At 35.4% G+C, this 20329-nt stretch carries 16 protein-coding genes; all 16 read right to left on the bottom strand.

The window, feature by feature from the left end; all coding sequences use genetic code 11:
• Window positions 1–412: carbamoyl-phosphate synthase subunit L (locus P9X27_06890; GenBank protein MDP8254100.1), on the bottom strand; the 412-nt coding region annotated here is incomplete at its 3' end.
• On the bottom strand, window positions 396–1487 hold the full coding sequence (gene carA / locus P9X27_06885) for a glutamine-hydrolyzing carbamoyl-phosphate synthase small subunit (GenBank protein MDP8254099.1): 1092 nt from the start codon (window positions 1485–1487) through the stop codon (window positions 396–398). The genes P9X27_06890 and carA, both read right to left, overlap by 17 nt.
• Window positions 1484–4069: a PEP/pyruvate-binding domain-containing protein gene (locus P9X27_06880; GenBank protein ID MDP8254098.1), complete on the bottom strand. Its 2586-nt coding sequence runs from the start codon at window positions 4067–4069 to the stop codon at window positions 1484–1486. Before P9X27_06880 ends, carA begins: the two co-directional genes overlap by 4 nt.
• A gap of 12 nt (window positions 4070–4081) precedes the next feature.
• Window positions 4082–5527: a glutamate synthase subunit beta gene (locus tag P9X27_06875; GenBank protein ID MDP8254097.1), complete on the bottom strand. Its 1446-nt coding sequence runs from the start codon at window positions 5525–5527 to the stop codon at window positions 4082–4084.
• On the bottom strand, window positions 5520–10043 hold the full coding sequence (gene gltB / locus P9X27_06870) for a glutamate synthase large subunit (GenBank protein ID MDP8254096.1): 4524 nt from the start codon (window positions 10041–10043) through the stop codon (window positions 5520–5522). The genes P9X27_06875 and gltB overlap by 8 nt, the downstream gene beginning before the upstream one ends.
• Before the next feature lie 39 nt (window positions 10044–10082).
• Complete coding sequence (locus tag P9X27_06865; GenBank protein ID MDP8254095.1) at window positions 10083–10274, bottom strand: helix-turn-helix domain-containing protein; 192 nt, start codon at window positions 10272–10274, stop codon at window positions 10083–10085.
• A 60-nt stretch (window positions 10275–10334) separates the two neighbouring features.
• Window positions 10335–11666 (bottom strand): glutamine synthetase family protein, encoded by a 1332-nt coding sequence (locus P9X27_06860; protein ID MDP8254094.1) that lies wholly within the window; start codon window positions 11664–11666, stop codon window positions 10335–10337.
• 166 nt (window positions 11667–11832) lie between these two features.
• Complete coding sequence (locus P9X27_06855; protein MDP8254093.1) at window positions 11833–12174, bottom strand: P-II family nitrogen regulator; 342 nt, start codon at window positions 12172–12174, stop codon at window positions 11833–11835.
• Window positions 12175–12189: 15 nt separating this feature from the next.
• Window positions 12190–13446: an ammonium transporter gene (locus P9X27_06850; protein ID MDP8254092.1), complete on the bottom strand. Its 1257-nt coding sequence runs from the start codon at window positions 13444–13446 to the stop codon at window positions 12190–12192.
• Between the two features lie 17 nt (window positions 13447–13463).
• Window positions 13464–14213 (bottom strand): TorF family putative porin, encoded by a 750-nt coding sequence (locus P9X27_06845; protein MDP8254091.1) that lies wholly within the window; start codon window positions 14211–14213, stop codon window positions 13464–13466.
• A gap of 121 nt (window positions 14214–14334) precedes the next feature.
• Entirely contained in the window at window positions 14335–14847 is a 513-nt protein-coding gene (locus tag P9X27_06840) for a LuxR C-terminal-related transcriptional regulator (GenBank protein MDP8254090.1), read from the bottom strand.
• A gap of 501 nt (window positions 14848–15348) precedes the next feature.
• On the bottom strand, window positions 15349–16041 hold the full coding sequence (locus tag P9X27_06835; protein ID MDP8254089.1) for a DUF2490 domain-containing protein: 693 nt from the start codon (window positions 16039–16041) through the stop codon (window positions 15349–15351).
• Window positions 16004–16690 (bottom strand): PhoU domain-containing protein, encoded by a 687-nt coding sequence (locus P9X27_06830; GenBank protein ID MDP8254088.1) that lies wholly within the window; start codon window positions 16688–16690, stop codon window positions 16004–16006. The genes P9X27_06835 and P9X27_06830 overlap by 38 nt, the downstream gene beginning before the upstream one ends.
• A gap of 9 nt (window positions 16691–16699) precedes the next feature.
• Complete coding sequence (locus P9X27_06825; protein ID MDP8254087.1) at window positions 16700–17827, bottom strand: Na/Pi symporter; 1128 nt, start codon at window positions 17825–17827, stop codon at window positions 16700–16702.
• 109 nt (window positions 17828–17936) lie between these two features.
• A complete protein-coding gene (locus P9X27_06820; protein MDP8254086.1) occupies window positions 17937–19361 on the bottom strand; it encodes an ATP-binding protein in 1425 nt (474 codons plus the stop codon).
• Window positions 19351–20046, bottom strand: a complete 696-nt coding sequence (locus tag P9X27_06815) for a response regulator transcription factor (protein MDP8254085.1) — start codon at window positions 20044–20046, stop codon at window positions 19351–19353. The genes P9X27_06820 and P9X27_06815 overlap by 11 nt, the downstream gene beginning before the upstream one ends.
• Window positions 20047–20329: the final 283 nt, after the last annotated feature.

Genomic DNA, 20329 nt, shown 5'->3' with positions numbered 1-20329 from the left:
TTTCTATCGCCTGCTTAAAACAAGCTCTATTCTCTGCCTTCTTAATCACATCATAATTAGCCCCTATCATCTCTACACCATATTTATCAAGAGTACCGTTCTCTTTTAACTCCATGGCCACGTTGAGTCCAGTCTGGCCACCTAAAGTAGGTAAGATAGCATCTGGACCCTCTTTTTCTATAATCTTTTCAATCACATCAGCTGTTACAGGTTCTATGTAAGTAGCATCAGCAATATCAGGATCAGTCATAATAGTCGCTGGATTAGAATTTACAAGTATCACTTTAAATCCATCCCCTCTTAAAGCCTTGCAAGCTTGGGTGCCTGAATAGTCAAACTCGCAAGCTTGACTTATAATAATCGGACCTGAGCCAATAATAAGTATCTTTTCTATATCATCTCTTCTTGGCATTATTTTTCTCCATCATATTTATAAAACATTGGAAGATAGGCATTGCATCATGAGGACCCGGCGATGCTTCCGGGTGGAATTGGACAGATAATATAGGCATTTCTTTATGTGCTATCCCTTCCACAGTATTATCATTCAGGTTTATATGAGTAATATCAACCTTATCTCTATTAAGCGTATCTATATCCACGCAGAAACCATGGTTTTGAACCGTTATATCAACCTTACCAGTTCTGACATCTTTTACCGGATGATTCCCGCCATGATGTCCAAACTTAAGTTTGTACGTCTTAGCCCCTAAAGCTAGGCCAATAATCTGATGACCAAAGCATATTCCGAATATCGGAACTTTACCCAAAATACTCTTAATATTATCGACTAGGTAGGGAACAGTAGTAGGGTCACCAGGGCCATTAGAAATCAATAGTCCATCTGGATTATATCTTAATATTTCATCTACACCGGCATTAGCTGGTATAACAATCACAGAACAATCAAGAGAATCTAATATTCTTAGAATATTAAACTTAACCCCACAATCTAAAACTACCACCTTATACTTACCTTTATCGCTATAAGTATAAGTAGAATCTAAAATAACATCCTTTACTAGATCTACCCCTATTAATCCGGATGAAATATTAGCTTTATCTATCAAGCTCTTGTTATCTAAGTCCTCAGTAGATAGCACTGCTTTCATGGCCCCTTGAAGCCTTATATGTTTAGTTAGCGCTCTTGTATCTACATCTTCTATGCCTAAAATATTATTAATTTCAAAATATTTACCCAAGCTCATCTCCGAACGCCAATTGCTTACAATACGACTTAACTCTTTTATTACAAACCCTTCTAAAAATGGTTTACGAGATTCAGTATCCTCCGGATTAATGCCATAATTACCTATCAAAGGATAGGTCATCATAACTATCTGACCTTTATATGAAGGATCAGTGATTATCTCTTGATACCCTGTCATACTTGTATTGAATACTAACTCCCCATACCTCTCTCCAGTAACACCAAAAGATTTACCGCTAAAAACTGTGCCGTCTTCAAGAGCTATCTTTGCTTTCATCTCTTCGCCTTATTAGAATCTACAAAACATATTACTTTCTGAGTTAAAACATCAGAGACTATTTTTAAACTACTTCCCTTTAAATCATAAAACTTAACAACATCTTTATATTGAACAGATTCGGGCATATATTTTAATAGCATATTATTCTTGTCTTTCAATAAATTATCATTTAAATAGACACCGTCTTTTTCCGGGAAAAGCGCAACATAAAATATATTAGTCTCAACTAAATCCTGGAAAAAATGAGTACCGAAAGATAGTTCCGGCATAAGGTTGCCAGCAGAAAAAGCAATCTCGGCAAGAACAGCTACATTGTTTATCTCTGCAAAGCTAACCGGGATACCTAAAGAAGGAGTCGTAGTGCCCCATCTCCCAGGCCCTGCTAAAAGAGTGGGTGTATTATATCTATCTTCTATGCTCTTATTCAATCTCCCAACTATACGAGCAACCTCATACTTCTCTTGCAAGGCAAGCTTACTATAACCTTCTGGATCAACATAAATAATCTTATCAATACGCTGTGATATATTTCCCCCTAGGAAATAGCCATTAGACTCAAAAAATAATCTATTAGATTCAACCTTGGAAGGCATCTTAACTTTAGAACCTAAACCTTTTGTTTGTAAAGGCCTGCATTGCAAAAGATTTATCTTAAACGTATTATTATCTCTGAGGTTTATTGTGAACTCTATCTCTACAGGATAATTATAGAATTTCTGAAGTGAGCTTAATATCTTTTTAAAAGAACCGATAATATCCTGCTCTTTTAATAACCTATCAAACGTCAAAACCCAAGAATTCTTCTTTTTTGACTTTCCATCACTAGGATTGCGTATCGTTAAACAATCCTCTATCGCTATAGATTTTATATGCGGATAAGCAGAATCTTTTATAAGTTTATTAAAATCACAGGTTTCAAGGTTGTTATTTCTTATATCGATAAGATCGACTTTATGCTGAGAGAACCTTTTCAAATCTTCTTCAGCATAAGGCTTCCTCAGAGGATCGTCTATAGCAACTATCCTAGGATAATCTCCCTCAACACGATTTACAGCCCTTGTACCAAGGCCAAATACCAGTCTAAGCATACCAGCTTCGGGGTCTATTTCGTTATTCCAAACATAAGTATTATACGATATACCTACTCCTGCTAAATCAGGGAAGAAATAGTTTTTATGTTCTGACCCAGAAACCCTCTGTACAAGAAGAGCCATCTGCTCATCAAGCTTGTCCAGCCCTCTCTGTTTTCTATATACAAGAGCGTCCTCGCTCATAGTACTTGCATATACCTTCTTCACAGCCTCGGCAAATTGAATATAACGCTGTTCCGGTGTTCCCTGATTCGCTAAAAATATACTCTCATATTTACCAGCAAAAGCATTTCCGAAACCATCCTCTAAGAGCGAACTAGATCGTACTATAATAGGTGAAGATCCAAAATACTCAATAATCTGTTGAAAATGCTCCTTAATCTCTTCAGGAAATACACCATAGAGCATCTTCTCTTTAAGAATCTCTGCTATTCTTAAGTAGCCATCCTCTGTCTTCTGCTGCATACGTAGCTTCCAAAGATTATTCTCTACTATGTAGGAATAGAATATATCAGAACCTATATAAAAAGAGTCATGGGGTTCAGATAACAACTCCCAGTTAAAGGAGCTGTCCTTTGATAGAATCTTACGTGCCAAAAGCATTCCTACAGTTTTACCGCCGATAAACCCCGATCCTATTAATTTTGATTTTATTTCTATTAGATCACTAAGCGAAAAATTATTCTTAGCAAGAGCTAAAATTTTATCGTTTTTGGTTATCATAATATTACATAATTTATTAAACATGTCTTTTAATCTATTCTTATCTGAATCAATATTTAATAATTCTTCGGCTTCAAAAAATAGGCGGTCCCAATAATCTAAATTTCTTTTTGCAACATCCATACCTTGATCACGAATATAAGAAAGAATCTTTACAGCATTAACACTATCAGTAATAGGACTGCAATCATCTCCTTCTTTTAAGTGTGGGAGAAACATTGTAGGTGAATATCTATTCCAAACCTTCAATGGATGTATATAGCAACCACTTTCACAATAGAGATCCATTAATAATTGCGTTGTCTCACGTATTTTGGCAATAGATTTAAAAGAATGTTGATTACGCAATATTGAGAAGTAAGCAATTGTCTTAAGTTCATAGAGATAAGGACATGTCACCATAAAAAAATTACCTATCATAAGATCTGTTGCCCACGCAGAGAGAAGCTCTGATAAACAATCAAATACATAGTAAACCCCTTCGCCTTCTTTAGAGATAATATTATTTATCTTAGCAGTGAAAGACTCGAATCCTGCATAAGCGTCAAGATTATAGCGCTTAACCTTGTCTGACTCTGGAACTAATTCTTGATGAGAAGCAAATCTAATATACACAACTCTTTTGTTATCTTCTAATGCCTTCTCTACAAATGGTTTTAAGATATCCATGTAGTCTTTAACATCATCTATCTGCCAGACTACATTATCTCCTGCTTTTAAACCTGTAATAATTCGATCTAAACCTCTTATACCTGTAGTTATCATATTAAGAATCCTTTACATAACAGCTAGATTACTGTCCCCCATTAAATACTTATCCATAGAATAAGCTGCCTTACGTCCTTCTGATATAGCCCATGCTACCAAAGATTGTCCTATCCTCATATCGCCTGCAGAGAATATATTTTTAGCCGAAGTCATATAGCAATCATCTGTTTTAACATTGCCTCTCTCATCAAATACAATGCTGAGCTTACTAAGTAACGTAGATTTTTCAGTATGTAAAAAACCTATAGCTAGTATAACAATATCTGCCTCTATCTCAAATTCACTTCCGGGTATCTCTCTCATTGATGGGCAGCTATTTTCGCTCTCTTTTTCAAATTCTATTTTTACACAAGATATTTTATTGATAGCGCCATCTCTACCCAAAAACTTCTTAGTCAGCACAGACCATTCTCTCTGACCTCCTTCTTCATGACTAGTTGAAGTCTTAAACAGTGTAGGATATAAAGGCCAAGGTTCATTATCTCCGCGACATTCTGGTGGCTTAGGCATAACCTCTATTTGGATAACACTCTTAGCACCGTTCCTATGAGAGGTACCTACACAATCTGCCCCAGTATCACCACCTCCTATGACTACGACTTTTTTATCTTTAACATTTATACAATCATCTTTATCTATGGTCTCTTTAGATGCAATATAGTTAGCCTGGATAAGATAGTCCATAGCAAAGTATATTCCTCTTAACTCTCTACCTTTTATATTAAGATCTCTAGGCACACGAGAGCCGCAAGCTAAACAGACAGCATCAAAATCCTCCAATAATTCTTCTGCAGAATAATCTTCGCCAACCTCTATATTCACTTTAAAATCAATTCCTTCTTCTTCCCAAATTTTGATACGTCTGTCTAATATCTCTTTCTCTAATTTAAAATCTGGTATTCCATAACGAAGTATACCGCCAATCTTATTATCTCGTTCAAAAACAGTCACATTATGACCTGCTCTATTAAGTTGAGCAGCGCAAGATAAGCCAGCAGGTCCAGAACCAATAATAGCTACATTCTTGTTTGTTCTATCTTCTATAATATGAGGCGCTATAAGGCCTTCTTTGAATCCAGCCTCTATTATCGAAAGCTCATTATCACGTATAGATATTGCATCACTATTTAAACCTAAGACACAAGAATACTCACATAGCGCAGGACAGAGCCTGCCTGTTATCTCAGGCATATTGTTTGTAGCATCAAGTAATTTTAAAGCCTCTCTCCAGTTACCTTTAAATAGATAGTCATTCCATTCTGGTATATAGTTACCTAATGGACAAGCCCAATGGCAGAAAGGAGTAGCACAGTCCATACAGCGTGAAGCTTGCTCCATGGAACTATCTTTAGATGGCGGTAGATAAACATTGTTAAAATCCTCTACACGTTCAGATACATTTCTGCAGCCTAAATCCTTTCTTCCCCTTTTTAAGAACCCTCTGATATCACCCATCTGAGCTCTCCAAAATATCAACTCTATCTATCTTCCTATTGCTCAACACTCTTTTATACTCTAGCGGCATAACCTTTATAAACTTTTCTCTCTCTTCCTTTATATTATCTAATATATATTTAGCCCTGCTACTATCTGTATATTTAAAATGATTACTCAACAAGAAGTATATAGTATCCATATCCTCTCTATTTATTTTACCTAATTCAACCATGTCTATATTGCATCTAGATCTAAACTTATCATCTAAATCATACACATAAGCTATGCCGCCCGACATACCAGCAGCAAAGTTTCTTCCTGTCTTACCTAGCACGATAACTCTACCTCCGGTCATATATTCACAACCGTGATCTCCAACACCTTCAACGACAGCATATAGGCCTGAATTCCTTACGGAGAATCTCTCCCCTGCAACACCACGTATATATGCTTCTCCAGATATGGCTCCATAGAAAGAGGTATTGCCTACTATAATATTATCCTCAGCCCTATATGTCGTTTCTCTATCCGGATAAATAATGATCTTACCTCCAGACATGCCTTTACCAATATAATCATTGGCCATCCCTTGAAGCTTGAAAGTTATACCTTTAATAAGGAAAGCACCAAAGCTCTGGCCTGCTACGCCTCGAAAATCACAGACAATAGAATCTTCTAATAATACATTATCACCGTACTTTCTACATATCTCCCCGCTTAACATTGTACCTACAGCTCTATCGGTACTCTTAATCTGACACTGAATGTTGATAGTCTTATTTTTACCTATAAATTCAATGGATTCTTTGATTAATTTTCTATCTAAAACATTATCAAGATCTATCCCCACTTTTTTAGAACTACTATTAGCTTTGTTGTTTAACATTGTTGGCTTATAGATAATTTGAGAATAATCTATACTCCTACACTTTTCAGAGACAATATTCTTATCTAGATAGATAAACTCTGTATGTCCAACCATCTCATCTATACTCTTGATACCTAATTTTGCCATAATCTCGCGGAGCTCTTCTGTTACAAATGTTAAATAGTTAACTATATGATCAGGCTTACCTTTAAATCTCTTCTGCAATATTTCATCTTGCGTAGCTATGCCAACAGAACAGTTATTTAAATGGCAGTGTCTCAACATAATACATCCCATTACAACTAAAACAGCGCTGCAAAAACAATACTCTTCAGCTCCTAATAGAGTAGCTATGGCTATATCTCGACCAGTACGCATCTGACCATCAGCCTGCAAGCGTACTCTAGAACGTAGATTATTCAACAGAAGCGTCTGGTGTGTTTCAGATAGACCTAGCTCCCAAGGCAACCCTGCATATCTTATAGAACTCCTTGGAGCTGCACCTGTACCTCCATCTCCACCTGAGATAAGAATCATATCTGCATGACATTTTGCGACACCGGCAGCAACCGTTCCAACGCCTACTTCAGAAACAAGCTTAACGCTTATTCGAGCTTTAGGATTAGCATTTTTTAGATCAAATATTAATTGGGCAAGATCTTCTATAGAATATATATCATGATGCGGAGGCGGAGATATAAGAGTAACTCCTGGCGTTGTATATCGAGTCCTTGCAATAATATCACTTACTTTATGCCCCGGCAACTGCCCGCCTTCTCCAGGTTTTGCACCTTGAGAGATTTTTATCTGTATCTCATCTGCATTAACAAGATAATTCAATGTTACCCCGAACCTACCAGAAGCAACCTGTTTTATTGAACTTCTCTTTGAATCCCCATTGGGAAGTTCAAAAAATCTGCCTGGATCCTCTCCACCTTCACCGGTATTTGATTTTCCACCTATTCTATTCATTGCAATAGCTATAGTCTCATGTGCAGCCCTACTTATAGAACCAAAACTCATAGCTCCAGTAGCAAATCTCTTCATGATACTACTGGCTGGCTCAACTTCATTAATAGATATAGGCTCTGTATCGTTAAAATTAAATAGACTTCGTAATGTAGTAGGATTATCATTTTGATTATTTATCATAGATGCAAACTTTTTGTATTTTTCATAATCATTATTCCGTGCGGCAATCTGTAGATTTAAAATGCTCTCTGGGTTCCAGAGATGAGACTCTCCGTCTTTCTTCCACTGGTATATACCCCCACTCTTTAAATGCACACCTTTAGGCTCTCTCTTTAAATAGGCATTCTTATGTCTCTTAATAGTCTCTTCTGCTATAATCCTTAGTCCAACTCCTCCAATACGTGAAATGGTATTAGAGAAATGCTTCTCTACTAATTTATTATCTAAACCTAATATCTCAAATATCTGTGCCCCGCGATAACTCCTTAAAGTAGATATTCCCATCTTAGAAAGAATTTTTAACAGACCATCTCTTAAAACTTTATTGTAATTATATAGCGCTTCCTTAACCTCTGTATCAACTTCGCCCCTATCTATCATATATTGTATCGCTTCGTAAGCTAGATAGGGATTTACACAATCTGCCCCATAACCAAAAAGTAAAGCAAAGTGGTGTACCTCTCTTGGCTCAGCGCTCTCTACTATTAAGGCAACCTGAGAACGGATAGTCTTCCTTACAAGATGATGGTGTACTGCACTTACTGCTAAAAGAGCTGGCAGTGCAATATTATTTTTATCAGAACCTCTATCACTCAAAATTATAAAAGAATAACCAGCTTCTATAGCATACTCTGCTTCAAAACAGATTCTATCCAACGCATTAATAAAACCTTCTACAGAACCATTGGAATCAAAAAATGAATATATCTTCTTCGCTTTAAAGCCATTGATGCTTATATTAGCTATCTTGCTAAGCTCATTGTTGCTTAATATAGGATTTTTAACCCTCAATTTATGACTATGCTCAGCGCTCTCGTCTAAGATATTACTGCTAGGGCCTATGAAGCTTTCCATGCTCATAACAATCTTCTCTCTTATGGGGTCTATAGCCGGATTGGTAACCTGAGCAAATAACTGCCTAAAATAATCATAAAGTAGCAACGGTTCTTTTGATAAAAAAGCATACGGAGTATCGTTACCCATAGATCCAACAGGTTCCTTACCATCTTCAATCATCGGCTTAAGTATAATTTTTAAATCTTCTCTGGAGTAGCCAAAAGCAGAAAGATTGACTAAAACATCCTTTATATTAGGAGTCTCGTCTATGGTAGATATATCATCTATATCTACCATATTATCTCTATTCCATTTAGCGTAAGGCTTATGATAAGCTAACTGCTTTTTGATCTCAGAGTCATGCACTATAGAACCTTTCTCAGTATTAATAAAAAATATTTTACCTGGTTCTAATCTACCCGAGGTTTCAATCTCAGAAGGATCTATATCTAAAACGCCAACTTCAGAAGCCATAACCACAAATCCACTCTTGGTTATAATATACCTAGCAGGACGCAAACCATTCCTATCTAAAACAGCTCCTATATTCTTACCATCAGTAAAGGCTACAGCAGCTGGGCCATCCCACGGTTCCATAAGGCAAGCATGGTATTTATAAAACTCTTTAAGTTTGCTGTCCATAAGATTGTCATATTCCCAAGCTTCCGGTATAAGCATCATCATGGCATGCTCCAAAGTCCTACCTGATAAAACCAAAAACTCAAAGATATTATCTATCGCAGCGGAATCACTACCACCTTTCGATATAACAGGTTTTAGCTTTTCCATGTCTGAGCCAAACAGAGGGCTGTTAAGCAACCGCTCTCTCGCACTAACCCAATTAATATTTCCACGTAGCGTATTTATTTCACCATTGTGGGCAAGAAATCTGAAAGGCTGAGCTAAATTCCAACTAGGAAAAGTATTAGTGCTGTAGCGAGAATGGACTAAGCATAAAGCACTCTTTAAACTTTTATCCTTAAGGTCTAAGAAGAAATCTTCAACCTGCTCAGGAGTTAACAAGCCTTTATAGGAAAGAGTCCGGCTTGAAATATTAGTAATATAGAAAGAGTTTTTGTCTTCCAATGAAGACTTTAATACAGCATTCTCTACCTCTCTTCTGATTACATAAAGTTTTCTTTCAAATTCAAGCTGATTTTTTATACCATTATCTCTGGCTATAAATATCTGCTCAAAAATCGGCTCTGTATCTTTAGCGCTTCTACCTATGCAAGAACTATCTACAGGTACTTTACGCCAGCCTAAAAAATGTTGTCCTTCATCTTTGATAACTTTCTGAAATATCTTCTTACAAAGCTCTCTGTCTCCACTGTCACGCGGTAAAAACACCAAACCGCTACCATATTCAGATCGATCTGGAAGTTTTATCCCCAAATCACCAGCAGCTTTATAAAGAAAATCGTGAGGCATCTGTATTAATAGACCCGCGCCATCACCAGTATCGGGATCTGCACCTACAGCACCGCGATGTGATAGGCTACGTAAAACTTCTATACCCTGCTTTATAATATGATTTGAACTAGATCCATCAATATTAGCGACAAATCCCACTCCGCAAGAATCTTTTTCAAATTCTGGATAATATAATCCTTGCTGTTTCGGAACCTGCCTAAACATTAATCATTCCTCCACAAAAAAAATGTTATTACTAAATTTTTATTTATTTAATTCGATGCCTAATTTCTTTATCTTGCTTCTTAAAGTATTCCTATTTATACCTAATATTTTTGCAGCCTTTAGCTGATTACCATATGTAGTCTTAAGTGTATTTTCAATAAGAGGCTTCTCTGTAGCTTCAATCACGCTGTAATAAAGACCCATCCTCTTATAATATGCATTATATTTCATACTAATCAACCAACTCCCGCCCTATCAAAGATCGTACTTCAATAGAGCTATATATAAAAATCAAAGAACCGATAAATATTTATCAAGCTCATACTGAGGAACTTGAATTTTATATTCATTCCACTCTTTTTTCTTTATCTCTATAAATCTAGAGAATATATGATCTCCCAATGTCTTTTTAACAAGACTACTATTTTCAGTTACAGATATAGCATGGCCCAAACTATCTGGAAGCGTATCTATGCCTTTGGCTTTTCTCTCTGCATCGTTTAAGTGGTACAGATTCTCTTCCATAGCTTTAGGTATTTCATAACCATTCTCTATTCCATCTAGACCTGCCTGCAGCATAACGGCAAAAGTAAGATAAGGATTGCAAGCTGGATCACAAGCTCTAAACTCGCATCTCGTAGCTTTCTCTTGACCTGGATGATATAAGGGCACCCTAACAAGAGCACTCCTATTCCTTCTGCTCCAAGCCACATAGACAGGAGCCTCATACCCAGGAACCAACCTTTTATATGAGTTTGTAGTTTGGGCGAAGATAGAGCATATCTCTTTAGAATGTTTCAATAATCCTGCTATATATTGACGTGCAGTATCTGATAGAAAATCTTCTGATTTTGAATCAAAGAAAGCATTCTTAGTTCCTTTAAACAGAGATTGATGTACGTGCATCCCTGATCCATTCTCTCCGAATATAGGTTTAGGCATAAATGTAGCATAGACGCCAAACTTACTTGCAATCTCTTTAACAACAATCCTATAAGTTATAACGTTATCTGCCATCTCTAGAGCGTCTTTATAGCGCATATCAACTTCATGCTGCGATGGCGCCACTTCATGGTGGGAATATTCTACATCTATACCCATCTTTTCAAGTGTAAGAACAGTCTCTCTTCTTAAATCACTTGCAACATCAAGTGTCGTAAGGTCAAAGTATCCTCCTTTATCAAGAGTATCTGTAGATTCATCATTTTTAAAATAGAAGAACTCGAGCTCAGGGCCAAGATAGAAATGGTCAAAACCCATATCGCTTGCTCTCTTAATAGCTTTTTTTAGCACATAGCGTGGATCGCCTTCATAGGGTGTCTTATCTGGATTCAAGACATTACATATCATTCTAGCAACAGCCTTTTCGCCTGGACGCCAAGGAAGAATAGCGAATGTATCCGGATCCGGCATAGCAATCATATCTGATTCTTCTATATCCTGATAACCAGTGATGGAAGAACCGTCAAAACCCATACCATTTTCAAGTGCATTCTCAAACTCTTTGTCAGTAATAGCGAAACTCTTAACCTGCCCCAACATGTCTGTGAACCAAAGTCTTATGAATTTTACATCATTCTCTTTCGTCAATTTCAAGATATCTGCTTTTGTTCTCTTCTCCATCTTTACCTCCTTAATTTTCACCTTAAAATAAAAAAATCTCAAGCTATCCAGCTTAAGACCTCTTTGTCCTCAGTTTATCTATGCACTCTCTTTGTGCACACTTGCCTATAATTTTAGCACTTCTATATACAGAAGTAAAAAAACAACTATTTTGGTAACCTATTTTTTAACCTATTGCATTATTTCCAGATTCACCAGTTCTAATCCTGATACACTCTGGAAGATCTAAAACAAATATCTTTCCATCTCCTATGCTACCTGTGTTAGCTCCTTTTACAATTGCCTTAACAGTAGGCTCAACAAAATCTTTGTTTACAGCAATCTCGAGTCTAACCTTCTTAAGCAGATTGACCTCTTGCATAACACCTCTATAGGTTTCGGTATAACCTCTCTGTTGACCGCAACCTAGGGCATTAGTAACTGTCATCTTGTGAACATCTGCATCATATAAGGCTTTTTTAACATCAGGCAATTTATGAGGCTGTATCATAGCTATTATTAATCTCATCTCTATACCTCCTTATTATTCAGTAGTAAATATTTGGAACCCAGCATAAGATTCCATGCCATGTTCAGTGATATCTAAACCTTTTAGCTCCTCTTCTTTTGAAACTCTAAGCCCTATAAAGAAATCTATTAATTTAAACACAACTCCCATAGTAGCTATAATAAACAGCACTACAGTCAAACATCCTAATGCTTGTATTCCAAGCTGTTTAAATCCACCACCATAAAATAATCCATCGTTGATTAGCCCTAATACTTTCTGTCCAAACAGCCCTACAGACAGAGTTCCCCAAATACCGTTAAAGCCATGGACTGCAACAGCTCCAACTGGATCATCCACTCTGATTCTATCTAAGAATAAAACTCCAACAATTACAATAAATCCTGCTACCGTTCCTATGGTTATAGCCGCCCAAGGCTCAATAAATGCACAAGGAGCTGTGACAGCCACCAATCCTGCGAGTGCACCATTCATAGCCATAGATAGATCTGGTTTGCCGAATAGCTTCCAGACCACAATCATAGCCATAATACCACCCGCTGCTGCTGCAAGATTTGTATTAATTGCAACTCTACTTATGAGAGAGCCATCTCCCACAGATAAAGTCGAACCAGGATTAAAACCAAACCAACCAAACCATAGAATAAATACCCCTAAAGAAGCAAGTGGTATATTATGTCCCGCTATTACATTGGCTGAACCATCTACATTATATTTACCTATTCTGGGCTTAAGTATAATTGTTCCTATTAAAGCAGCAAAGCCACCTACAGCATGGACGACTGTTGAACCTGCAAAATCTGCAAAACCAATCTTTGCAAGCCAGCCTCCACCCCAAATCCAATGACCTACCGTAGGATAGATCAAAGCTGATATAATAAATGAATATATAAGATAGGCCTTAAATTTCATTCTCTCAGCCATGCCTCCTGCAACAATAGTTGCTGCTGCACCACAAAATGCGGCTTGGAAAAGCCAGAAAGCATATATTGGTATGTCAGCTCCTGATTCAGCACCTTTAAGGAAAAAACCCGTAAAACCCATAAATCCGTTTCCTGTCCCAAACATAATCGCATACCCAAACATAAAGAATCCTAAAGATGCCATACAAAAATCTAAAAAATTCTTCGTAAGTATGTTACAGGTATTTTTAGAACGAATAAAGCCTGCTTCAACCATACCAAATCCCGCTTGCATGAAAAAAACCAAAAATGCAGCTATTAAAACCCAGAGTGTATCAATGCCTACTGTTGTTGCATAACTAACATCCATAATACACCTCCTTAAATTTAAAGATTAAAACTTAAAGCAACGCCACCATAAAATTCATTATCTTGATTACCATCGCTAGAATCGCTTAGATCACCAAAAGGAATAGAATAACTTACACTTGGAGAGAGAGAACAATTATCTGACAAGTTGAACGTCAATCCTACTTCACAACCTATATCACCACCATCTCCATTGATAAACAACTCATTATTATAGCCTACATGACCTGATAGATTGACTGTTACAGGAGAACTTTCTATTTTGATAGAATGACTAATTTCAGCAATTATATAATCGCCCTTACCGCCACCCTGGCTTTCATCTTCAAAATCGTGATACCAAGTTAAAGCAGGAGATAGGACACCATCTAATGCAAAACCTACGAAGAACTCCTGACTATTGGTATCAACTGGTGGAAAATCATAATATGTATACCCTCCTGATATAGACATAGGAAGATTCAATTTATTCCTCAAGTCATAGGTGTAACTTAATGAATAATCCATCTCATCTGAGTTTAAAGAATCATCATTCTCTAGGTCAGCGGTACCCCAGACACTGAAATCAAAACCATGGCTACTGACATACACTCCGGATTGTAAAACAGGGTCGTCATCGAGTTTAAAACCACGCCAGATATATTTAGAATAGACCGCTATGTCTATCGAGATTTCAATATCTTCCAAAGCTTCTGCTTGTACAGCAGAAAGTATACTAAACAAGATAATGAGCGTAGACAAACTATAAACCGCTTTCCTCTTTAGCACGTTAGTCTCCTTTTTCAGTTTTTTCTTTCTTAAAAACAAAAAAGACGTTCTTATCTAAGAAACGCCTTTGAGTTTACACGACTTTGTGTTTTAAGCTTCTACATACTTAAGTTAATATTAATCACTTTTGGTAACCCTTCTTTTTCCATTTCTTTCTTATATTATTCTTATATTTCAATACCATAACATGAGATACGTCTAGTTTAACTGCAATTTCACGCATGGTATGGCCTTTTAAAAGCAAAGACAACACTGAATTTTCCTTATCTGTTAAGCCTAAATCTTTAATATCATCTATAGTTAATCTAGCCTCTATTCTTGATTTAGAATCCGCCTTATCATCTTCAAGAATATCGACCAATGTTATGCCCCCCGAACATATTGATTCATCAAGACTGGAGAGCACTATCTTAGGTCTTCCCTTACGAAGAAAATTCTTTAAATGAAACTCACAACCTTTAACTACATAAGATTCGTTTATCCCTATAGGTAATCCATATCTATATTGTTGCCAGAGATAAATGCACATCTCTTGAAAAAGGTCGTCTTGGCTATAAAAACCATAGAGCGTATTCATACGCGCAATATATTTAAGCCTAGGGGTTATCTTTTCTAATAATATTCTAAAATCCATCTACTCGTCGCCTCTAATAAAAAAACGTTCGTCTGTTGCTAACAATAACATATAACGCCCTTGTCCAAAAACAAAAAAGGCGCTCTCTCGAACGCCACATTGCATCTTATTTTAGTGCGACTACGCACCTATATTAAGTGTACCACAGAAATGATAACTATCCATTTTAATTTATATTTTATTCATCAAATCCAATCATAATAATAAATAAACAATATTTTTTAAACCTCAAAAGAAGCCCCTGTCTTTACTTCGATGAACTTGCTACCATATTGCTTCTTAAAAATATCTTCTGCTTCTTTACCGCTACAATGAGTAGGTCCAACTCTCTCTACCCCTAGCTCCCTAAATCTCTCAGCTATAGCCCCTATCTCATCCTTACTCTTATCTTTTAAATGAAATCCGCCAAAAATAGAATAGATCTTTTCTTCAGGGAAATTTCTCTTAGCTCTCTCTTGAGGACTGGCACAACTAATGGGGGGGGGAAGTCATAACTATATATCAAAAAAATAATTTTAACTTTGCTCCTAAAGCACAAATATCGCTCCAGCCACTACTATTTTTGCTATTTTGCCAGAGGTAAAAAGTCTCTACTTTTAAATGTTTGAATAATCTAAAATTAAACCCAGCATAGAGCCTATTTTTATTAAAGATTTCTTCGTCAAAGTCATAAAATATCTCATCTGCTATATAGGGTTGAATTTCAAGATTTGTTAGTTTTATTGGTATTTTTACTGTAATTTTATTCCTATATCTCCAATAATTATCTGATCCCTCTTTGTTTTTATATTCAAACCTCATTCTATTGCTAAATAGATAATCTAACAGTTCCCATTTTAAAGTTGCATTAAAATGGGGTACATTCTCATATTGCCAAATACTATTCTTTTCTTCGAATATTTGCCTATAATTAAAGCCAAAATCCAGCCATTTAGCTGCCCCCGAATAAGTAAGACCTATATCTGAATGTTGATAGTAAAAATCACTTGCATTATCTCCGTAGCGAAATTCTGTTTCAAGCTGTGCTTTCCAGTCATCGCTAATCTTCCAAGAAATGCTTTCTGTATTCCAATATTGAAAATCATTATTATCAAAAGCAAAGCATATTGTGGTAAATAGTCCTATCACTACAATAAGAACGGTAATTATTTTTTTCTCAATCTGTAACACTTTCTTTTCTCCTCCCTTCATCATAATGATCTAATTCGCTTATAGGTAGAACTACTGAAGTAGCAATATTAGTTAAATGGGCTGTCAACCGTTTAAAATATCTCGCAATCAAAGTAAGACATACACCCTCATTAATAGATAAGCTGCTTTTTGCAAGTTCCTCAACTATCTCATCGCAACGTTTTACTATCTTTGTCTCATAATCCCATGCAGTAATTGATTTTTTTTCATCTGATTCAATGAAAGCTTCTTTTGTCTTTTTAAACAATTCAGATATTTTTTTATCCATAACGTCAAAGAAATACAAATATTTCTTCTTATCTATAGGTTTTCCCAGAATGTAAACCACTTCCAGCAGATTTTTACAATAATCTCCCAGTCTTTCTGCATCTTTTACAACACTCATCAAAAGAAGGCATACGGACACATCCACTGCTGGTTGAAATATTAGATGTTCTACGACTTTTGTTCTTATATCTTTCTGCAATCTATTAATATTTTCATCAATCTCGTAAATCTTCTTCCTCAAAGAGGGTACTTCTTCATTATCAATTAGTTTTTTACACACAGAGTCAAACATTTCATGTGCGTTAACAAGTATCTCCTGAAATTCGTCAAACACCTGTGGTAGAAGATTTTTTTTCTTCCATATTTTTATTAAAGTCTCAAACATAATTACCTCCTATTTTATTAATTTTGAAATAACAATTAGTAGCCCTGGAATCAAAAAGAATATGCTGAAAACATAAATCAAAGCATATCTTCTTTTCTTAAACGCTAAATTACCAAAATTCTTTGCTAAATTTATAGGTATACTTCGCATTATTTTTATAGGATAAATAAATAGCACACCTGTTATATTAAATAAGAAATGTACAAATGCTATTGTTATTGCTGCGGGATTACCTGTTGCAAATGAGGCTAAAATTGCAGTAGTGGTAGTACCGATGTTTGCTCCCATAGTTATAGGAAATATAGTTTCAACGGTAATAATACCTGCACCTATTAAAGGGATTAGAAGAGAAGTTGTTATTGAGCTACTTTGTACAACAATAGTAAATAATAATCCTGCAAATATACCTATAAATCCGTTTTTTCCTATTACTTTATCCAATACAGATTCAGTTCTATTTATAACCAATGATTTCATTAACCTTACGATAGAAAACAAAGAAAGGAAAAGCATAATTATCGATACTATTAAAATCAAAGAATAAGCTAGATGGTGAGGTAAATTCAAAAATTTAGTAAATACATACTTTGTAAAATCAATGGTTGGATCTATTGCCATCTTTATCGGGCTTGTAAACTTAATACCGCCAGCATTAACAAATGACATAGATAAGAATGTAGCAGATTTTTGTAAGAAACCAGTTCCTAGTTCCAATGGAAATAATATAGCTACACATATCAAATTAAAAAAATCATGAACAGTCGCTCCGCTAATAGCCCGTTTGAATTCTTCCCTACGTGTAATATGACCCAATGCAACTAATGTATTTGTCACAGTTGTCCCTATATTAGCCCCCATTACTATAGGAATAGCGTTACCAACGGTTATCATCCCTGAAGCAACCATACCTACAACAATAGAAGTAGTGGTCGAGGAACTCTGAACTAGACTTGTAGCAAGAATTCCCACAAATAGAGCAACAAAAGGATTTGAAGTAGTTCTCAGCAATATTTCAGCAAATTCTCCCCCGAAACCCTTGAATGCTTTACCCATTAAACCTATGCTAGTTAAAAAGAAATAAAGAGAAATTGCTACTAATAGTATCGTTGCAAATGTTCTAAATTTATTTTTATTCATATCTCCTCCAAAAATTATCCTTTATAACTTTCAAAGGTAGTATATATTTTTAAGGTGAATTAAATGTGAAGATTGTGTGAAGATTGTGTGAAGATTAAAATAAAAGGCTTCAAGCCCAAGGAAGCGAGACTCTAATCTTTGTACCCTTGCTTACTTTGCTTTCTACATCAATTTTTCCATCGTGAAGCAATACGATATGTTTTACAATAGATAGCCCCAGACCTGTTCCACCAAGTTGGCGAGACCTTGCTTTATCTACTCGATAAAATCTTTCAAAAATTCTATCTAAATGTTCTGCAGGTATCCCTATGCCGCTATCTTCTATTTCGACAATCATATATTTCTTATCTTTGAAAATAGAAACTTTTATATTGCCACCATCTTTTGTGTATTTAATAGCATTGTTTATCAGGTTTACCAATACTTGCTCTATTCTACACTTATCAGAATTTATTCTAAAATCATTACCTCTTGCATCAACGGTTAAAACATGTTTTTTTGAAACAATCAAATGTGTAAATCCTTGCAGAATTTCATCTAAAGAAACCTTCAAATTAAATTCTTCTTTCTCTATCCCGTCTCTTTCTGATTCAAGCTCTGATAGACTTAATAAATCATCTATAATTTTATCAATTCTTTCGGTATGTTTTTTTATAATCAATATAAACTTCTTTGAATTTTCTTTATCAGATAATGCCCCGTCCTCCAGCGTTTCTATAAATCCTTTTATTGAAGTTAATGGAGTTTTAAGTTCGTGAGATACATTAGCAATAAAATCTTTTCTTGTAATATTTAGCTTGTCCAAAGCCTCTATTTTTGATTGTAACTGGTCAGCCATTCTGTTTAATGACTTAGCCAACACTCCTAACTCGTCTTTAGATTTTGCAGAAACTTTTTTGCTAAAATCCCCCTTTGAGATATGCTCAGCTATATCTGTCATTTCAGTGATAGGTCGTGTTATGCTTTTGGAAATAAAATAACCTATTATTATAGCTATAATTACTGCTATAAGACCTCCGATGAGAACCACTCTATATATAATCCTAAGTTGAGATTCTATTTCAACAAGAGGTAAAGAAAATCTAACAACGCCTTCAATCGTACCATTTATCTTTATAGGAAGAGCTACATACTTCATATTCAATCCCAACGTATCACTGAAACGAACGGTTTCGCCATAATCTTTGGTCATAGCATCTTGCATCTCAGGCCTGTCCATATGGTTCTCCATCATGCTTGAAGCTTCCTCTGAATCACTGAGAACATTTCCCTGTTTATCAATCACTGTAATCCTAACCCCTTCGTCTCTAGCTATGCCTTCTATCAACTCATAAATCAAATTGTTATTTGTAATAATATCTGTTTCTTGCAATATTTTAGCAGTAAGATACGCATTGCTTTTAAGTTTTTCGGCGATATTACTTTCATAATAATCTCTTAGCTTAATACTCACAAAGAAATCCAATATAAGCATTGCTATTAAGATCAAGAGTACATATGAACCTAAAAATTTATAAATTACTTTATTTTTCATTTCTTTGAAGTTCCTTAAATCTATAACCAACGCCCCTGATAGTTTCGATATAATCTTTGATTTTACCTAGTTTTCTACGTATTGATTTTATATGAGCATCTATAGTTCTATCATATATTCCTGCCCCATATCCAAACACACCATCTAATAATTTATCTCTAGTTAATATAATTCCTGGACGTTGAGCCATATATTCTAATAGTCTGAATTCAGTGGCAGTAAGAATAACCTCCTCGTTAGATATGGTAACTTTATGTTTATTACTATCAATGGTTAAAAAACCTATTTTTGTTTTCTTTTCGTTTATCGACACTTCATATCTACGTAGCACAGCTTTGACTCGTGAGATAAGAATCTTAGGGCTAAATGGTTTGGCCATATAATCATCTGCCCCCACTTCTAAGCCTACTATCACATCTGATTCTCCGCTTTTAGCCGTTAACATGATTATAGGTATATGAGAGAGAATTTCACTTTTTTTCATCCTTTTTGCCACCTCAAGCCCATCTATCTCTGGCAACATCAAATCTAAAATAATCAAATGGGGTTTAAGATTTTTTGCCATCCTTATACCGCTTTCACCATTTTCAGCAGAAAAAACCTTAAATCCTTCTTTTTCTAGATTATATTTTACTAATTCTATTATATCTTCTTCATCTTCTATGATTAAAATATTTTTTCTCATAACATCTCTCCTTAATTAAAATCTATCAATAAAACTATACATAAAATCCACCAAAGCTTCAAACGTATAGTTTAGATGGAAGCTCTAAAAATGGGGTAAAATAATCAATAAAGAGCAAAAACACTGTTAAATACCCTCTTTTAATAATGGTGGAATTGAGAGATAAAGAGAGGTATAAAAACAGACAATCTGCATGTTTTTAAGAAAGATTTGTTCACATCTGTAAGCAGAGAGTTTTTATTGGGTAGGTTAACTTCTACCATAATGCTCTAAGTCTTTAACA

The sequence above is a fragment of the Candidatus Kaelpia aquatica genome, assembly GCA_030765335.1.
GTDB lineage: Bacteria > Omnitrophota > Gorgyraeia > Kaelpiales > Kaelpiaceae > Kaelpia > Kaelpia aquatica.
This window is presented reverse-complemented; position numbering and strand designations above follow the sequence as displayed.

Excerpts from the sequence above, each read along its gene's own strand:
- carA (MDP8254099.1), bottom strand. The coding sequence starts at position 1,487 with ATGAAAGCAAAGATAGCTCTTGAAGACGGCACAGTTTTTAGCGGTAAA.
- P9X27_06880 (MDP8254098.1), bottom strand. The coding sequence starts at position 4,069 with ATGATAACTACAGGTATAAGAGGTTTAGATCGAATTATTACAGGTTTA.
- P9X27_06875 (MDP8254097.1), bottom strand. The coding sequence starts at position 5,527 with ATGGGTGATATCAGAGGGTTCTTAAAAAGGGGAAGAAAGGATTTAGGC.
- gltB (MDP8254096.1), bottom strand. The coding sequence starts at position 10,043 with ATGTTTAGGCAGGTTCCGAAACAGCAAGGATTATATTATCCAGAATTT.
- P9X27_06865 (MDP8254095.1), bottom strand. The coding sequence starts at position 10,274 with ATGAAATATAATGCATATTATAAGAGGATGGGTCTTTATTACAGCGTG.
- P9X27_06860 (MDP8254094.1), bottom strand. The coding sequence starts at position 11,666 with ATGGAGAAGAGAACAAAAGCAGATATCTTGAAATTGACGAAAGAGAAT.
- P9X27_06855 (MDP8254093.1), bottom strand. The coding sequence starts at position 12,174 with ATGAGATTAATAATAGCTATGATACAGCCTCATAAATTGCCTGATGTT.
- P9X27_06850 (MDP8254092.1), bottom strand. The coding sequence starts at position 13,446 with ATGGATGTTAGTTATGCAACAACAGTAGGCATTGATACACTCTGGGTT.
- P9X27_06840 (MDP8254090.1), bottom strand. The coding sequence starts at position 14,847 with ATGGATTTTAGAATATTATTAGAAAAGATAACCCCTAGGCTTAAATAT.
- P9X27_06835 (MDP8254089.1), bottom strand. The coding sequence starts at position 16,041 with ATGATGAAGGGAGGAGAAAAGAAAGTGTTACAGATTGAGAAAAAAATA.
- P9X27_06830 (MDP8254088.1), bottom strand. The coding sequence starts at position 16,690 with ATGTTTGAGACTTTAATAAAAATATGGAAGAAAAAAAATCTTCTACCA.
- P9X27_06825 (MDP8254087.1), bottom strand. The coding sequence starts at position 17,827 with ATGAATAAAAATAAATTTAGAACATTTGCAACGATACTATTAGTAGCA.
- P9X27_06820 (MDP8254086.1), bottom strand. The coding sequence starts at position 19,361 with ATGAAAAATAAAGTAATTTATAAATTTTTAGGTTCATATGTACTCTTG.
- P9X27_06815 (MDP8254085.1), bottom strand. The coding sequence starts at position 20,046 with ATGAGAAAAAATATTTTAATCATAGAAGATGAAGAAGATATAATAGAA.